Raw genomic sequence first — 16,440 nt, 5'->3', positions numbered from 1 at the left:
GCATGGGCAGGGGCATTGCCATCGTCTTCGCCTATGCGGGCCATCCGGTCACGCTGATCGACTTCAAGGAGCGGCCGGCGGAGGAATTCGCGGCTCTCGCCGAGGAGGCGCGCGGAGAAATTCTCGAGACGCTCCTGTTGCTGAAGGACCTCGGCCTGTTCGAAGGGAGCGGAGCGGCCGAGCGCATCGCCGGCCGCGTCACCGTGTTGCCGAAGTCGGCGGCGGGGGATGCGCTGGGCGAGGCGGACCTCGTCTTCGAAGGCTTTCCCGAAGTCCTGGAACTCAAGCGGGAGGCGCTTCGCGAGGCCTCGCGCCTGTGTTCGCCCGAGACGATCATCGCCTCCACGACCTCGACCATCCTGGTCGACGATCTGTCGCCGGCGGTCGAGGGGCCGGCGCGTTTTCTCAACGCGCACTGGCTCAACCCCGCCTTCATCGTGCCCCTGGTCGAGCTGTCGCCCGGCAAGGCGACATCGGATGCGGTCACACAGCGCCTCGTGGCTCTGCTCGAACAGATCGGAAAGGTACCGGTGCTGTGTGCGTCGACCCCCGGCTATATCGTCCCGCGCATCCAGGGTATCGCGATGAACGAGGCGGCGCGTCTGGTGGAGCAAGGCGTTGCCTCTGTCGAGGATGTCGAGAAGGCGGTGAAATATGGCTTCGGCTTCCGCTTCTCGGTGCTGGGGCTGCTGGAGTTCATCGATTGGGGTGGCGGCGACATCCTTTATCACACCAGCCGCTACCTGTCGGGGGCGCTCAACGATGAGCGCTATGCGTCGCCGCCGATCATCGAACGCAACATGGCGACGGGCCGGATCGGCCTGAAGACCGAGGCAGGCTTCCTCGATTACCGGGCCATGGACGTTGCGAAGTACCGGGAGGAGCGCCTGGCCGCGTTCATCGATCGCCTCCGCCACCTGGAACTGGCCAAGCCGCCGGTGCTCTGAAAAGCCTGTGTGGCCGCGAGGATGCGCGCCGTTGGGGAGCGCATCCGGTCGCATCGTCACGGCGGGCTCAACGTCTCCGCGATCGGCAGCAACTGAACCTATGCTCGGTACGTCGGAACCGATCACACGGCATAAAGTTTGACAAATAAGAATATGTAAGATCATGTAATATAGTTGACAGAGGAGGGGAACCCATGACGTCCAAAACTGCTGCAGGTCAGGCAGAGGTGTTGGCCAGAAACTCGCTCGGACTGGCGCATATCGTCTTCTTCGTCGTTGCCGCCGCCGCACCGCTCACCGCGGTTGTGGGGGCCACTCCGGTGGCTTTCGCATTCGGCAACGGGCCCGGCGTCGCCGGCGCCTTCCTTCTTGCTGGTGTGATGTATCTGCTGTTCAGCGTTGGCTTCACGGCGATGAGCCGCCATGTGCGGGGGGCGGGAGCGTTTTACACCTACATCGTCCAAGGGTTGGGAAGGCCCGTCGGCGTCGGCGCGGCGATGATCATCCTGTTGGCCTATAACGCGGTACAGCTCGGCATCTATGCGCTTTTCGGCGTCTTTGTCGCGGCTGCGCTGGAGCCGCTCGGCATCGATCTGCCCTGGTGGGTCTCCTCGATCGCCGGCATCGCCATCGTGACGGCGCTGGGACGGCGCAACATCGCCTTCAGCGGCCGCGTGCTGGGATTGTGCCTGGTTGCCGAGGTTCTGATCCTGCTGCTCCTGGGCGTGGGCATCCTGTTGCGTGGCGGCGGTCCGGAGGGGCTGAGCCTTGATGTCTTCGCGCCGTCGACGGTGTTCACGGCCGGGCTGGGAGCAACGCTCGTCTTCGTCATTGGCTCCTATATCGGCTTCGAGGCCACGGCGATCTTCGCGGAAGAGGCGAAGGAGCCGCGCCGCACGATCCCGCGCGCAACCTATGCGGCGGTCGGGCTGATCACGGTCTTCTATGCGTTCTCGACCTGGGCCATCGCGCAATATTACGGACCTTCCCAGGTGGCGGCGGCGGCCCAGTCCGGCCTCGAGGAGTTCTATTTCACCGCCTCCGCCGACATTCTCGGGCCCTGGTCGGTGCCCACCATGAGCATCCTGCTGATCGTCAGCCTCTTTGCCTGCGTGCTATCGTTCCACAACACGATCAGCCGTTATTTCTTTGCCCTCGGCAGGGAGGGAGTGCTCGCCTCGGCGCTGTCGCGGGTGCATCCCCTCCACCGGTCTCCTCATGTCGCGGGCCTTGCGCAGAGCGGTCTTGTCGGGTCGGTTCTGCTGATCATGGCGTTGGCGGGGCTCGACCCCTATGGGGTCATCTTCTCATGGATGTCGGTGATCACCGTGCTCGGGGTCCTGACCGTGCAGGCCCTTGTCAGCCTGGCGGTGATCCAGTTCTTCCGCACTCTGCCGGCGGGCGAGCGTCCGGGGGCGTTCGCCGCGCTCTTCGCCCCCGCCCTCAGCGTCCTGTGCCTGGGTGGCGCGGTGGGTCTGGTAATCAGCAACATCGAGTTCCTGTCGGGGACGGAAAGTCCCATCGTGCAGACGTTCCCCGTTCTCATAGCCGTGGTCGGCATCGGTGGCGCCCTCTTTGCCACCTGGCTCAGGAGCAACCGTCCCGTGCTCTATGCGAGATTGGGCAGGGCGCTCGAGCAGTAGTCCGGCAGGATCCTCCGCGTTCCCGTGGAGCAGCGCGGTCCACGGCCCTTCTCCCCTAGCCGGGCGTGGGCCTCCTCCCTGACGGCAGCCCGGCGTGACCCCTCACGCCGGGCTGTTCTTTTTGCCAATGGCGCTTGGCCGAAACGGCATAGTTCACGGTCGAAACCGAAATGGACCCGCCGTTGGGCGATGACCTAGTCTTCCTCGATAACAGGAAGGGGAACGAAGAGTGTCCGTGATTGCCTTGCCGGATGCGGCAGCCCTCGCCGAATGTCCGCCGATCCTGTGCGTTTCGCCGTGCGGCGACCTGTCCGGGAGCGCTGCTCGATGACTGCCGCCGCGCGCGCCGAGGGGCTCTTGGCGAAGATCCCTTGCGGGAAACTGTTCATCGGCGGACAGTGGCGCGAGGCCGGCGACCGGACACAGATCCCCGTCATCGATCCGGCCAGCGAGCGTGTCATCGCCCATATTCCGGCGGCCACCGCGCAGGATGTCGACGAGGCCGTCGAGGCCGCCCATGCCGTTTTCACCGATCGCAGATGGCGGCGCATGCGACCGCTCGACAGAGGGCGGCTGCTCGAGCGCCTTGCCATGCTGATCGAACGAGAGGCCGACGAACTCGCTGCCCTGGAGACGCTCGACAATGGCAAGCCGCTCTGGATCTCGCGCAACATTGACATGCGCTTTGCCGTCGACGCGCTTCGCTACTATGCGGGCTGGGCGTCGAAGATCACCGGCGAGGTCATCACGCCGTCGCCGTTGGTCGACGACGGCGGCATCTATCGCACCTATACCGAGCGCGTGCCGGTCGGCGTGGTGGCCGGGATCACGCCCTGGAACTTTCCGCTCGGCCAGGCCATCCAGAAGCTGGCCCCCGCGATCGCCTTCGGCTGCACGGTGGTGCTCAAGCCTTCGGAAATGACCTCGCTGACAAGCCTCCGCCTCGCACAGCTTATCGAGGAGGCGGAGTTTCCGGCCGGCTCGGTGAGCATCGTCACGGGCTTCGGTCACGAAGCGGGCGCCGCCCTGGTGCGTCATCCGAGGGTCCGCAAGATCGCCTTCACGGGGTCGACCGCAACTGGTCAGGCCATTCTTCTGGAGGCGACACGCAGCCTCAAGCGGGTCACCCTGGAGCTTGGCGGCAAGTCGCCGACGATCGTCCTCGCCGACGCCGACCTTGAGGGCGCGATCGAGGGCGCGGCGAATGCGATCTTCGCCAATTCCGGCCAGGTCTGTACGGCCGGGTCCCGGCTGCTGATTGCGGCACCGGTGTTCGAAGAGGTGGTGAAAGGGGTGGCGGAGCGCGCCGGGCGGCTCCGGCTCGGCAGCGGGTTCGATGCCTCGACGGACCTCGGGCCGCTCGTCTCGGCAGCCCAACGCGAGAAGGTCTCGGCCATCGTTTCAGCCGCGATCGACGGCGGTGCCGAGGTCCGGGCCGGCGGTCACTGCCCTGCGGGCGCCGGCTATTTCTTTCGCCCGACCGTCCTGACCCGGCCGGATCCGGCCTGTGCAGCGGCGACCGAGGAGATTTTCGGGCCGGTCGTCGTCGCCATGCCGTTCTCCGACCGCGGCGAGGCCGTTGCTCTCGCCAATGCCACGCCATTCGGCCTCGGAGCGTCGATCTGGACGCGCGACCTCGACGCCGCGCATCTGCTGGCCGAGGATATCGAAGCCGGCACGGTCTGGCTCAACACGCATAACGTGCTGGATGTCGCGGTTCCTTTTGGCGGCATGAAGATGTCGGGCCTCGGCCGGGAGTTCGGCAGCGAAGTCGTGCACGCCTACACCGAAGTCAAATCCGTATCGATGCGATTGCGGCCCTGACCGCCGGACACTGCCAGCCAGAGGAGAGCGACAATGAAGGACATCGACAGACGCTTGTTCATGAAACTGGCCGGGGTTGCTGGCGGCGCGTTGCTCGTGCGACCGGATTTCGCGCTTGCCGGCGACATCGATACGGTCTCCATCGCCTGGATGACCGATCCGGTGACCTGGGACCCGAACCAGCGGCTGGCGCCAGATCCGCAGACCGTTCTCAAGATGCTGTTCGACCAGCCGCTGAACCAGACGGCCGACCTTGAACTGGTACCCAACGTGGTCACGCAGTGGAAGCTTGCGGACGATGCGCGCAGCCTTCATGTCGTGCTTCGGGACGACGTCACCTTCTCGGACGGGACCCCGCTGACGGCCGAGGACTTCCGCTTCACCTTCTTCGAGCGCCTTCAGCGCGGCGACGAGATCGACCTTATTGTCGGCTTCGGTGTCGTGTCGGACATCGAAGTGGTCTCGCCGGTAGAGGCCGTCATGCGGTTCAAGGACCCGTTTCCGACGGCGCCGCAATGGCTCGGTTTCAGCGCGAGCTACATCGTCTCCAAGGCATATGCCGAAAAGGTGGGGGTCGAGGGCATGCAGACGGCACCGATGGGATCGGGGCCCTATGTGCTCAAGGAATATCGGCGCGACAGCCGCATCGTGTTTGTCCGTCGGGATGACTACTGGGGAGACCTGCCCTCGGTCCGGCAGATCACCTTCGAGATCATCCCCGATCCCACCGCGCGCCTGGCGGCGCTGGAGTCCGGGACGGTCGACATCGCGCTGGAACTGTCGATCCGCGATGTGAAGCGGCTGCAGCAGGGCACCGCGTTCAACGCCATCGCGAACCCGATCGCGCGGATCATCTATGTCACCGTGCGGGCGGACGGCGCCTTCGCCGACCACAATGTCCGTCTGGCGGCGCACAAGGCGATCGACAAGGCGACGCTCAGCCGGGCCTTCTTCGGCGGCGACGCCGTGACCATCGACGTTCCGACGATCCCCGGCATGCCGGGCAACCCACAGGACTTCGCCTTCGCCTACGATCCGGAAGGGGCGGTGGAACTGCTGGCGACCTCCGGTCATGGCCCCGACAAGCCGGTCAAGCTCGGGTTTGCGACGACGAACGGTCAGTTTCCGGGCGACTACGATCTGGCTCGCGCCATCGTGACGATGTGGAGGAAGGTCGGTATCGAGGCCAGCCTGACCGTGATCACCGAGGCGCAATGGTACGAGCTCAACGCCACCGGCAAACTGCCCGACGCCTCGCTGTTCGTCTGGGAAAACGGGACCGGTGATCCGGAGCTGTTCGCCGGCCATATGTTCAACCAGGATCTGCCCTTCTCCACCTATCGGACCGAGGAGGTGACGGCCCGGGTCCAACTCCTGTTCTCGGAGCCGGACTACGAGACGCGCATCCGGGGCTATGAGGATCTGAACGCGTATCTGGTCGAGGAAGGAGCCATCATCCCGCTTCTTCAGGCCATTCAGACCATCGGCTTCCGGAAGGGCCTCAACTTCAAGCCATGGTCGAACGGCCTGGTGTTGCCGGGGGCCATCACGCCGGCCTAGGGCGCCATGCGTCTATCAAGACGCACAAAAGGCCATCCGGCTGTTTGACTCTCCGTATCGTGCTTTCCGAAAGCCGGGTTCGGTTTTCGGGCCGATGCTGTGGCAGCTTCAGAGGGATCCGCGCGGGGAACGGTCCCGCGCATCACGCCGGAGGGGGGCGTCGAGGTGTTCAGGGCACTGCTATGGGTGGTCGCAAGGCGGTTGGCGGCGATCATGCCGGTATTCGCCGTCGTTTCGATGCTCGTCTTCCTGGCGCTCAGGGTGCTGCCGGTGGATCCGGCGCAGATGTCGCTTCCGCCATCGGCGACGATCGAACAGGTCGAGGCCAAGCGGATCGAGATGGGTCTGACCAAACCGGTCTGGGAGCAATACGCGGTCTGGCTCGGCAGCGCGGTACGCGGCGATTTCGGCGAGTCCGCCCAATATCGCATGCCGACCTCGACGCTCGTTCTCCAGCGCCTTCCGGCCACCATCGAGCTTGCGACATGTGCTCTGGCCTTCGCCATCGTCTTCGGCGTTGCCATGGGGCTGCTGATCTTCGCCGCGCGCGGGACGGTTCTTGCATCGGCCGGCATGGTCGTCACCTCGGTGATCATGGCCCTGCCGGACTTCCTGCTGGCACTGTTGTTCATCCTGTTGCTGGGCGTGTTGATGCCGCTGTTCCCGGTGAACGGCAGGCTCGCTCCGGGACTGTCGGTTCCCGACCTCACCGGCTTCCTGCTCGTCGACACTCTGGCCGCGGGGGAGCCGCGGCTGTTTCTCAACGCCCTGTCCCACATGGCGCTCCCCGTTCTGGCGCTGGGGCTGGCCTTTTCGCCGGCCATCATCCGCGTCCTGCATTCCAGCCTCGTCGCTACCTATCAGCAGAGCTACATCCGGCAGGCGCGGCTACGCGGGCTCAGCGACCGCAGCATCCTGTTCGGGCAGGCGCTGAAGAATGCCATCCTGCCGGTCGTCGTGCTGGTCGGCACGCAGTTCGGCGGCCTGTTTGGCGGCACGTTGCTGGTCGAACTGATCTTCTCCTATCCCGGCCTCGGCAACCTGATGCTGAGAGCCATGCAGACGGTCGACCTCAACGTCATCATGGCGGTTGCCCTCATCTATTGCGCGACCACCCTGATCTTCAATTCGCTTGCCGATGCCGGCGTCTATCTCCTCAATCCCAGGCTGAGAAGCTGAGCGATGCATGGTTTCGCCCGATATGCGGACATCCGGCTGATCCTGAGCGGAGGGGCGGTCTCGGCCATCCTTCTGATGGCGCTGCTTGCGCCATGGATCGCACCCCATGAGCCGAACGACCAGGATCTGCTGAGCATCCTGATGCCGCCGGTTTTCGCCGGCGGGTCGGCGGAGCACCTGCTGGGGACCGACAGCCTCGGCCGCGATATCCTGTCGCGACTGATCCATGGCGCGCGCACCGCCATGACCGTCGCGATCTTCGCGTCCTGCGGCGCCATGCTCCTTGGCAGTGTCCTTGCCTGCATCGCGGGCTATTTCGGCGGCAGGATCGACTGGGCAATCTCGCGGCTGGTCGAGATCTGGTTGTCCTTCCCGCCGGTCGTTCTGTCGATGCTGCTGATCGTCGGGCTCGGCATCGGCACGGACAAGGTCATCCTCGCGATCATCCTCGTCGACTGGACCCGCTTCTGCCGGGTCCTGCGCACCGAAGTTCAGGTGACGCGGCGACAGGACTATGTCGCCTATGCGCGCCTTGCCGGCTTCTCCCACGGACGCATCATCCTCCGGGAAGTGCTGCCCGGCGTGCTGCCGATGATCGTCACGCTGTTCAGCCTGCAGATGGGGATCTCGGTCGTCGTGGAAGCGATCCTGTCCTTCGTCAGCATGGGCGTTCCCGCCGACGTGCCCGCCTGGGGCCAGATGATCGCGGATGCACGCATCGATATCTACTCGGCGCCCTGGGGGCTCGCTTTGCCGATCCTGATGATCTTCGTCACGGTCCTGAGCTTCAACGCGCTGGGTGACAGCCTCAATCGTGTCCTTGATCCCCGCTCCTCAGCCAGACGGCCGGTTTAAGTGATGAAACAGCAGAATGTGCTTGAGATCAGCGGGCTCGACGTCTCGCTTCCCACCGGCGATCGGATCCTGAGCGGGGTCGACCTGGCGATCGGAGGCGGCAGGATCCTTGGTGTTATCGGCGAGTCCGGAGCGGGCAAGTCGATGATCGGCGCCTGCATTGCCGACACGCTGCCGGGCGCACTCGCTGTGTCCGCCGGATCGATCGAGTTCGACGGCCTTCCGCTGGGCAGCATGACGCGGGCGACACGGCGCGACTTGCTGGGACGCGACATCGGGTTCATTCCCCAGGAGCCCATGACGGCGCTCAATCCCGCCCTGACGATCGGGCAGCAGTTCGGCGGTCATCTTGCCCGGATCGGCTTCAGATGGCCGAAGGAGCGCAAGGAGCGGACCATCCAGCTTCTGGAGGACGTACATCTTCCTCGGTCGAGGGAGTTGCTTTCGCACTACCCGCACCAGCTCTCCGGCGGCATGCTGCAACGTGTCCTCATCGCCATGGCATTCGCGTCCAATCCGAAGCTGGTCGTGGCCGACGAGCCGACGACCGCGCTCGACGTCACGATCCAGGCGCGGGTGGCCGAGCTCATCGCAAGAATGGTCGAGACCCACGGGGCCTCGGTTCTCTTCATCACCCACGATCTGTGTCTGGCGGCCGATCTTTGCGACGAGGTCGCGGTGCTTTACGCCGGCCGTATCGTGGAAAGCGGTGCGGCGGAAACCATCATCGGCAGTCCTGCGCACCCCTATTCGCGCTGCCTCAGTCTCGCAACACCCACCCTCTCGGGGCCGCCGAGGCCGTTGCTGACCCTGCCGGGAACCATGCCGAGCGCGTTGGAGCGAAGCGTCACGGCGGGCTGCGAACTCGCCCCGCGCTGCCCGGTCGCCGAGATGAGATGCCACACGGACAAGCCGCTGCTTGCCAGCACCACCACCGGCCATCGCAGCGCCTGTCACTTTCCCGAGCGCGTCTCCGCCATCCAGGCTCCGGCCGAAGGGCCTCAGGCCGCGGCACGGGAGCCCGGGCCCGACGTCGTACTGCGTGCCGAAGGATTGGCGAAAATCTATATTGCGCGCGACTGGATTGGGCGCATGCGCCGGGTCGAGGCGCTTCGGGGCCTCGACTTCGAGGTGCGCGAAGGCGAGTTCGTCGGCGTGGTCGGGGAGAGTGGATCGGGCAAGAGCACGCTGACCAAGCTGATCCTCGGTCTCGAGGACGTGACGACCGGGCGGCTCGATGTGGCCGGGTTTGCAGGATCGGACCGCTCTGCCGCCACCTTACGGGCGCTGCGCGACCAGGTGCAGCTCGTGTTCCAGGACCCGCAGTCGGCGCTCAATCCGCGGCGCAGCATCGGCAGCCTTGTCACGCAAAGCCTCGAGGCGCGCGCGGACCGGCCGTCGCGGGCGGCCCGCAGCGCCATCGCCAGGGACCTGCTCGCCAAGGTGCTGTTGCCGCCGGACGTCATCGATCGCTTTCCCGACCAGCTTTCCGGTGGCCAGAAGCAGCGGGTCAACATCGCCCGAGCGCTGTGTTCCAACCCGCGGCTGCTGGTCGCCGACGAGATCGTGTCCGGCCTCGACGTGTCGGTTCAGGCGCAGATCCTCGAACTGCTGAAGGCGCTTCGCGAAGAGGCCGCGATTTCGTTGCTGCTGATTTCCCACGACCTTGCGGTCGTTCGGCACATCTGTGACCGGACAGTGGTGATGTTCAGGGGAGAGATCGTCGAGCAGGGGCCGGTCGAGGAGGTGTTCGGCAACCCAAGGCACGACTATACCCGTGCGCTTGTCGCCGCTGCGCAAGGGGGGGCCTCCCTGCGCAAGACCATGTCCCAAAGCCAGTGAAGGCTGGTCGAGAGTGGCTTTCCGCGGCTCCGGCCCGATCCGCGCTCAGAACCGGTCGAACCGATAGGGTTCTGGGTCGACGATCGGCGATGCGCCGGTGACGAGGTCGGCGGCAAGCTGGCCGGCTGCCGGCGATGTGCCGAAGCCGTGGCCGGAGAAGCCGGAGGCTATGGTCAGGCCGGGAAGGGCGGCGACCGGCGAGATCACCGGCAGCGAGTCCGGAGTGACATCGATCATGCCAGCCCAGGCCTGGCGGATGACGACATCCTTGAAGACCGGCCAGGCCAGCGCAAGGTTACGCAGCGCCTCGGCGTTGAGCGCGTCGTTCACGGGCGGATCGAGTGTTCGCACCAACTCGAAGGGCGAGGCCCGGTCGCCACTCCAGCGGCGGGCGAGCAACAGATCGCGCAGCAGGTCTCGGCCGAACGAGATCCGCACATTCTTCAATTGCGCTCGCAAGGTCGACAGGTAGCGATGGCCGATCAGCAGGTGGTCGAGCATCAGCGGGGCGACCAGCGCGCCGCGCTGGGTGATCGTGTAGCCGCCGTCATGGCGCTTGCGGAACGAGAAGTCCGGGGCGCCGACGGCGATCTCCGTCGGCCCGTCCATGGGGGCTGTGCGCGCGACCGAGGCGACCAGCGGCAGAGCCGGCAGCGACAGGCCGAGGTTGCCGAGAAAACGGCGCGACCACACCCCGCCCGCCAGCAGCACCTGGTCGCAGCCGATCTCTCCCCGTTCCGTGATGACGCCGCACACCCGCCCGGCCGCTGTTGAAAGCGTGCGCACGGCGCAGTCTTCGATGATGACGGCGCCCTTTGTCAGGGCCGCGCGGGCGACCGCGCTGGAGGCGAGCGTGGGTTCGGCGCGCCCGTCGGAGGGGGTATGAATGCCGCCGACCCAGCGACCCGCGCCACCGGGGACAAGCCGATCGATCTCGGCCGGATCGAGCAGGCGGGAATCGAGTTCGAGGTCCTCAACCGATGCGAGCCAGTTGCGGTGCCCCGCCATTTCGGCCTCGGTCCGGGCGAGATAGATGATGCCGGCCTGGCGGTAGCCGATATCGGCGCCGAGGCGCTCGGGCATCGACGCCCAGAGCCGGTCCGATTCGAGAGACAGGGGAATGTCGGCCTTTTCGCGGCCCATCTTCCGGATCCAGCCGAGGTTTCGCGAGGATTGCTCCCCGGCGAGGCGGCCCTTTTCCAGCACCGTCACCGGCACTCCGCGCTCGGCGAGCGTCAATGCGGCGGTCAGTCCGACAATGCCACCGCCGATGATGGCGACGGTCGTTGCGGCAGGGAGTTCGGCAGAGGTGTGGACGGGGAGGATGACGGGAGCCACGGCTCTTTTCCTTGGTTTCGGGGCGCCGGGTCAGCGCGGGCAGGACGCGGTGCGGCAGCGGTCGGCAAGCCGGCTCACAGCGAGATCTTCATCATCCTGGCGTTGGCGGTGGCAGCGCCGCGATAGGCCGTCACCTCGATCTCGACCCGATATTCGGGCGCTCCCAGTGCCGGGCAGGTCATGGTGAGGGTCGGATTGATCCCGCGCATCTTCTCGCCATAGGCGGTCATGACGGTTTCGACATCCTGCGGAAACTGGACGAAGACGCGCGCCGCGACGACGTCGGCAAGGCTTGCGTCGACCGCCGCAAGGGCCGTCTCGATATTGGCCAGAACCTGGAGCGTCTGCTCGGTCAGATCCTCCGGGATCGTCTTGGTACGGGGATTGCGGCCGGCGGTGTTGGAAACGAAGATCAGATTGTCGATGGCGACGAGGCGCGAATAGCTGCCGTGTTCCTCGAATTTCGAGCCGGTCTTGACTTTGACGATGTCTGGCATGGCGGGATCCCGGTGAGGATGATGATGACGGCTGGCTCACGGCCAGCGGTGGAGGGAGGCGGTGGAGGATGGCGCCGCGGGTTGCGACGGCGAGGGGGTCAGCGCAGGGCCGGCTCGTCCCACAGGGTAAGCCGGGTGCCGATGCCCAGTTCCAGCGCCTTGCGGTAGACGACGGTGCCCCAGGCGACGTCCTCGACCGGCATGCCGCCGACCGACATGATGATGATCTCGTCGTCATCGCGCCGGCCGGGCGCCTCGCCGGCGACGATCTCGCCGAGGTCCTCGAGCTGGTCGCGGTCGATCCTGCCTTCGGCGGCAAGGTCGAGGAAGCGGATGCCGACCGCCGGGACCGAGGCATGGACGGGTTTCGGGTTTTCCTCGTACCAGGCGTCGTACAGGCCGGTATTGTCGAGGACCTTGCGGATCTCCGGGGCTTCCATGCCGACATCGATGTTGCACAGTGCCGGCATGGACAGGAACGTGCCGGGGCGCACCCATTCGCGCCGCACCGTCGGATAGGTGGAGGGGTCGCCGGTGGCCCCCGAGCCGCAGAAGGTGACGATGTCGCAGTCCCGCACGACGTCTTCGATCTCGTCCACCACCTCGACATTGGCGATCTGGGGATAGGTTTTGTCCAGCCAGGCGAGGAAGGCCTCGAGATTGGCGCGGCCGCGGCCCTTGATCTTGACGGTGTCGATGCCGGGACAGACCGCCATGAAGGCCGACAAAGAAGTCTTTCCCATGACGCCGGGGCCGAGGAGCCCGACCACCCGGGACTCGGGGCGGGCCAGATGGCGGGCGCCGACGCCGGGAACGGCGCCGGTCCGATAGGCCGACAGAAGATTGGCGGACATGAAGGCGAGCGGCGCCCCCGTGTCCGGATCATTGAGCACGAAGGTCAGGATCGAGCGCGGCAATCCCCTCGCCCTGTTCTCGATGTTCGAGCCGTACCACTTCATGCCGGTGGTCCGGAACCGTCCGCCCAGATAGGCGGGCATGGCCATGAACCGGCGGTCGGCGGTCGCCTTGGGCATGTCCGGAAAGGGAGATGTCTCGGGAAACAGCACGATCGCGCCATGCGAGTTGTTGTTCGCGCCCGCCATGCGATAGTCGCCATGGTGAAGCAGGCGGAACATCTCCTCCATTGTGTCGACGCAGGCGGCCATGTCGGTGACGCCGGCGCGGATCATGTCGGGCTCGGACAGGTAAATGAAGTCAATCCTGGGGGAGGCGGTCATTTTGCTCGGCATCTTTCGTGACGGGTGAGCGAAAGGTGCCGCTGGTCCCGTCCAAGGTAAATTGCCGGGACGGTTGAAGCCTTTGCAAAACCGGCCAAGGCCGGGATCCGGGCCGGCCCTTGCGCCGTGCCGTCCGATCGGCGCTGAAGGGGCGATCGTTATTTTACAAAAACAGTCGAGTTTGCTAAAAAGAAAGACAATCCAGATCCGGGACTATCCCTATGGTTGACGTTTCTCCTCATCGCCCCACTTCGGCCAAGGATGAGAATGCGACGATCCGTTCTCTGTTTCTGGCAGCGCTGTTCAACGCCCTGCCCGACAGGACGGACGAACTCGGCCCTTTGCTCGACGCACATGGCGTCTTCGGATCGCAGGTCACTCACCCCTACCAGCAACTGCCGCTGCATCGTTATGTGTCGCTGCTCGAAAGCGCGGCGGCGACGTTCTCGCAGCCCTTTCTGGGGCTGGAGATGGGGGCTCGCTTCGGCCTGACGGAGTTGGGGCCGTTTCACGCCCTGCTCAGTGCCTCGCGGGATCTGCGCGATGCGCTGGCCACCTTTGCCCGGTTCCAGAGCCGCTGGCAGACACAGACGCTGCTGTCGGTGGACCGGTGGGCGGATGCGACGAGTTACGGCTACCGCATCGACAATCCGGCCATCTGGCCGCGCCGTCAGGACGCCGAGTTCACCATCGCGGGTCTGATGACGCTGGTGAAGCAACTCACGACGGCGACCTGGTCGCCGGTGGAAGTGCATTTCGAACATTCAGTGGCGAGCCGGGAGAAGCAGCTTCAAGCCTTCTTCCGGGCGCCGGTGCTTGGCAACCAGCCGTCCAATGGGCTCGTCATCCTCGACGAGGATCTGGACCGGCCGTTTCCCCGATCTGCGCGTTCTGCCGATGACGGGCTGAAGAGCATTCTGGAAACCCATCTGCTCGACCTGATCCGCCCAGAGGCAGCCGCGAGCAAGAGCGTCGCCCAGCGGGCGAAGGAGATCATCGCGCGGCGTCTTGGGCAGGCCTCGGTCGACTGCGACGTGATCGCCGCCGATCTCAACATGTCGGTGCGCTCCCTGCGCCGCCGGCTGGTGGAGGAGGGCACGTCGTTCCGGCGCGTGTTGCAGGAAACGCGGCAGGCGAGGGCCGAGGCGCTGCTGGAGGACAGCGGGATGCCGCTCGCTGCCGCGGCGCAGGTGCTCGGTTATGCGGACACGGCGACGTTCTCGCGAGCCTTCAAGCAGTGGACGGGGGCGGCGCCGCGGCGCTACGGCAAGAAGGCGCCGTGAGGCGGGCGTGCCGTCCAGGGTTCCGGACCGGGCCTTCGCTTCCGGCACCTGGAATACGCCCGCACCCCGCTCCCGTCCCCGCGCTCAGGCCCGTCCGGTTCTGGCGCCATGCCGTGCGACCATCGCGATTGCAATGGAAACGGCAAACATCAGCGCCATTGCGGCTCCCATTACGGCAAGGAAGGCGCTGTCGAAAGCCGCATGCGCCCGGCTGACGAGCAGGGTGGCGAGACCTTCCGGCAGCGCTTGCGCCGCGAGCAGCGCCCCGTCGATACCGTTCTGTGCCAGATCCGGAACGGCAACGCTGGCCGGCAGGCGGAACGAGGCCGCATAGACCGCCGACATCAGGCTGCCGAGAATGGCGATGCCGAAGGCGCCGCCGAGTTCGTAGGACACTTCCTCGACCGAGGCGACCATGCCCGCCCTGTCGGGGGGCGCGCTGAGCAGCATGGCGCTGGAGGCGGCGGTCATCGCTGCGCCGATGCCCAGGCCGATCATGATGAAGGCACCGATCCGGATCGAGAGCCCGGACTGGTAGCCGACGAGATAGGCGAGAACGCCGGCCGCCGCGAGGGCGAGGGACGACCACAGAACGCGTTCGGTGCCCACGCGCGGCAGCACCAGCCCGGCCAGCGGCCCGGCGACGAAGGCTGCGAGCGGGATCGGCAGGATGGCAAGTCCCGCCTGCAGGGGCGACAGGCCGACCACCAGTTGCAGCCGCTGGCTGACGACCAGTTCCGTCCCCATGAGCGCCGCCGAGGCGACGAAGGCGGCGGCGACGGCCGAGGCAAAGGTGCGGTTGCGAAACAGGGCAAAGTCGAGCATCGGCGTGCTGGAGGAGCCCTGACGGCGCACGAAGGCGACCGCGAACACCAGCCCGACAGCCACGGCGAGGATGGCCGTCGCAGGGGACGGCTCCGCCTTGCCGGCCTCCTTGATGGCGAGGGTCAACCCAACCAGGGCGATCATGATCTGGGCCGAGGCCAGAAGGTCGAACGGACGGTTCGGATTGCCGCGACTTGCCGGAAGCGCAACAAGGGCGAGCCCCAGCGCAAGCAGGACGATCGGCACGTTGATGAGAAACACCGAGCCCCACCAGAAATATTCCAGCAGCAGGCCGCCGACCACCGGCCCCAGGGCCGCGCCGCCCGAGGCAATGGCGGCCCAGACGCCGATGGCGACGGACCGCTCTTGCGGATCCTCGAAGGTGTGGCGGATGATGGCGAGCGTTGCCGGCATCATCATGGCCGCGCCGATGGCGAGGGCGACGCGCGCCGCGATCAGCATCGTCGGGGTGGAGGAAAACGCGGCGGCCATGGAGGCGCTGCCGAACACGACGAGGCCCGTGACGAACAGTCTCTTGTAGCCGAACCGATCCCCCAGCGCGCCCATGCCGGGCAGCAGCCCCGCGACGGTCAGCGCGTAGGCGTTGACGATCCACAGCTTCTCGCTCGGCGATGCGTGCAGATCGTGGGTGAGGCTCGGCAGGGCGAGATAGAGCACCGTCATGTCGATGACGATGAGCAGAAGGGCACTGGACAGCACGCCAAGGACCAACCAGCGGAGATGCGATTGCATGGAATTCACCATCAGGGTTCGCGCCCGGTCTTTCCAAGCGGCTGGACCGGGATCAGACGTCCTTATATAAATACATACGTATTGAATGAAAAGGGGTGACATGGGCCGAAAGAAGACAATCGACCGCGAGGCGCTGCTGGATGTGGCTGAGGAGATCGTGACGACGAAGGGCGCCGCGGCTTTGACCATTGATGCCGTCGCCAAGGCAGCCGGCATCACCAAGGGCGGTGTCCAGTACAGTTTCGGCACGAAGGACGCCCTGATCGACGCGATGCTGGACCGCTGGGCGAAGAGCTATGCCGAGGAGTTCGCCAGGATCGCCGGCTCAGATCCCGACGCGCTGACGGCGATGCGCGCCCATGTCGAGGCGACGCGGCGCTCCGATGCGGCGTCCAATGCCAAGGCGGCCAGCCTTCTGGCGGCGTTGCAGCAGACGCCGGAGCACCTTGCCTCGACCCGCCGCTGGTATCGCGAGCGGCTCGCCATGCTCGATCCCGCGACCGGTGAGGGCCGGCGCGCCAGGCTGGCCTTCCTAGCCACGGAAGGGGCGTTCGCATTGCGGTTCTTCGGCCTGATGGACATGGACGAGGGCGAGTGGGAGGACGTCATGAAGGACATTGCGGAAAGCCTCGGCCCCCAAGGCGAGCGGTCATAGG

13 protein-coding genes are annotated in these 16,440 nt (G+C 66.0%); 9 read left to right on the top strand and 4 right to left on the bottom strand.

The window, feature by feature from the left end; all coding sequences use genetic code 11:
• Positions 1-2: 2 nt before the first annotated feature.
• The 7 genes from P2PM1_RS13415 (at position 3) to P2PM1_RS13385 (ending at position 9,850) form a co-directional block, all read left to right on the top strand.
• Entirely contained in the window at positions 3-947 is a 945-nt protein-coding gene (locus P2PM1_RS13415; RefSeq protein WP_244301513.1) for a 3-hydroxybutyryl-CoA dehydrogenase, read from the top strand.
• A 194-nt stretch (positions 948-1,141) separates the two neighbouring features.
• Entirely contained in the window at positions 1,142-2,590 is a 1,449-nt protein-coding gene (locus P2PM1_RS13410) for an APC family permease (RefSeq protein ID WP_186399370.1), read from the top strand.
• Between the two features lie 327 nt (positions 2,591-2,917).
• Positions 2,918-4,414: an aldehyde dehydrogenase gene (locus P2PM1_RS13405; RefSeq protein WP_186399369.1), complete on the top strand. Its 1,497-nt coding sequence runs from the start codon at positions 2,918-2,920 to the stop codon at positions 4,412-4,414.
• A gap of 33 nt (positions 4,415-4,447) precedes the next feature.
• The gene (locus P2PM1_RS13400; protein ID WP_186399368.1) at positions 4,448-5,974 is read left to right on the top strand and encodes an ABC transporter substrate-binding protein; all 1,527 of its coding nucleotides are present in this window, start codon (positions 4,448-4,450) and stop codon (positions 5,972-5,974) included.
• 165 nt (positions 5,975-6,139) lie between these two features.
• Entirely contained in the window at positions 6,140-7,153 is a 1,014-nt protein-coding gene (locus tag P2PM1_RS13395) for an ABC transporter permease (protein WP_186399367.1), read from the top strand.
• A gap of 3 nt (positions 7,154-7,156) precedes the next feature.
• Positions 7,157-8,008, top strand: coding sequence for an ABC transporter permease (locus tag P2PM1_RS13390; RefSeq protein WP_186399366.1), 852 nt, complete (start codon positions 7,157-7,159; stop codon positions 8,006-8,008).
• Positions 8,009-8,011: 3 nt separating this feature from the next.
• Positions 8,012-9,850 (top strand): ABC transporter ATP-binding protein, encoded by a 1,839-nt coding sequence (locus P2PM1_RS13385; RefSeq protein ID WP_186399454.1) that lies wholly within the window; start codon positions 8,012-8,014, stop codon positions 9,848-9,850.
• A gap of 45 nt (positions 9,851-9,895) precedes the next feature.
• On the opposite strand, the gene P2PM1_RS13380 is transcribed toward P2PM1_RS13385, so the two are convergent.
• The 3 genes from P2PM1_RS13380 to P2PM1_RS13370 form a co-directional block, all read right to left on the bottom strand.
• Positions 9,896-11,188, bottom strand: a complete 1,293-nt coding sequence (locus P2PM1_RS13380; protein ID WP_186399365.1) for an FAD-binding oxidoreductase — start codon at positions 11,186-11,188, stop codon at positions 9,896-9,898.
• Between the two features lie 74 nt (positions 11,189-11,262).
• Positions 11,263-11,685, bottom strand: a complete 423-nt coding sequence (locus P2PM1_RS13375) for a RidA family protein (RefSeq protein ID WP_186399364.1) — start codon at positions 11,683-11,685, stop codon at positions 11,263-11,265.
• A gap of 98 nt (positions 11,686-11,783) precedes the next feature.
• Positions 11,784-12,923: a tyramine oxidase subunit B gene (locus P2PM1_RS13370; protein ID WP_186399363.1), complete on the bottom strand. Its 1,140-nt coding sequence runs from the start codon at positions 12,921-12,923 to the stop codon at positions 11,784-11,786.
• 221 nt (positions 12,924-13,144) lie between these two features.
• Between P2PM1_RS13370 and P2PM1_RS13365 the strand changes: the two genes are divergently transcribed.
• Positions 13,145-14,206, top strand: coding sequence for an AraC family transcriptional regulator (locus tag P2PM1_RS13365; RefSeq protein WP_186386045.1), 1,062 nt, complete (start codon positions 13,145-13,147; stop codon positions 14,204-14,206).
• An 84-nt stretch (positions 14,207-14,290) separates the two neighbouring features.
• On the opposite strand, the gene P2PM1_RS13360 is transcribed toward P2PM1_RS13365, so the two are convergent.
• Positions 14,291-15,784 carry an MFS transporter gene (locus P2PM1_RS13360; protein ID WP_186399362.1) on the bottom strand — a complete coding sequence of 498 codons (1,494 nt, stop codon included), beginning with the start codon at positions 15,782-15,784 and terminating at the stop codon, positions 14,291-14,293.
• A gap of 100 nt (positions 15,785-15,884) precedes the next feature.
• On the opposite strand from P2PM1_RS13360, the gene P2PM1_RS13355 reads away from it, so the two are divergent.
• Positions 15,885-16,439, top strand: coding sequence for a TetR/AcrR family transcriptional regulator (locus P2PM1_RS13355; RefSeq protein WP_186386047.1), 555 nt, complete (start codon positions 15,885-15,887; stop codon positions 16,437-16,439).
• Position 16,440 lies beyond the last annotated feature (1 nt).

It is taken from the genome of Stappia sp. P2PMeth1 (genome assembly GCF_900185735.1).
Taxonomy (GTDB): Bacteria; Pseudomonadota; Alphaproteobacteria; order Rhizobiales; family Stappiaceae; genus Stappia.
The sequence above is the reverse complement of the archived record's forward strand: the minus strand, read 5'-3'. Positions and strand labels throughout refer to the sequence as shown.

What these genes read in the sequence shown, in the direction of transcription:
- P2PM1_RS13415 (WP_244301513.1), top strand. Translation starts at nt 3, where the DNA reads ATGGGCAGGGGCATTGCCATCGTCTTCGCCTATGCGGGCCATCCGGTC.
- P2PM1_RS13410 (WP_186399370.1), top strand. Translation starts at nt 1,142, where the DNA reads ATGACGTCCAAAACTGCTGCAGGTCAGGCAGAGGTGTTGGCCAGAAAC.
- P2PM1_RS13405 (WP_186399369.1), top strand. Translation starts at nt 2,918, where the DNA reads ATGACTGCCGCCGCGCGCGCCGAGGGGCTCTTGGCGAAGATCCCTTGC.
- P2PM1_RS13400 (WP_186399368.1), top strand. Translation starts at nt 4,448, where the DNA reads ATGAAGGACATCGACAGACGCTTGTTCATGAAACTGGCCGGGGTTGCT.
- P2PM1_RS13390 (WP_186399366.1), top strand. Translation starts at nt 7,157, where the DNA reads ATGCATGGTTTCGCCCGATATGCGGACATCCGGCTGATCCTGAGCGGA.
- P2PM1_RS13385 (WP_186399454.1), top strand. Translation starts at nt 8,012, where the DNA reads ATGAAACAGCAGAATGTGCTTGAGATCAGCGGGCTCGACGTCTCGCTT.
- P2PM1_RS13375 (WP_186399364.1), bottom strand. Translation starts at nt 11,685, where the DNA reads ATGCCAGACATCGTCAAAGTCAAGACCGGCTCGAAATTCGAGGAACAC.
- P2PM1_RS13370 (WP_186399363.1), bottom strand. Translation starts at nt 12,923, where the DNA reads ATGACCGCCTCCCCCAGGATTGACTTCATTTACCTGTCCGAGCCCGAC.
- P2PM1_RS13365 (WP_186386045.1), top strand. Translation starts at nt 13,145, where the DNA reads ATGGTTGACGTTTCTCCTCATCGCCCCACTTCGGCCAAGGATGAGAAT.
- P2PM1_RS13360 (WP_186399362.1), bottom strand. Translation starts at nt 15,784, where the DNA reads ATGCAATCGCATCTCCGCTGGTTGGTCCTTGGCGTGCTGTCCAGTGCC.
- P2PM1_RS13355 (WP_186386047.1), top strand. Translation starts at nt 15,885, where the DNA reads ATGGGCCGAAAGAAGACAATCGACCGCGAGGCGCTGCTGGATGTGGCT.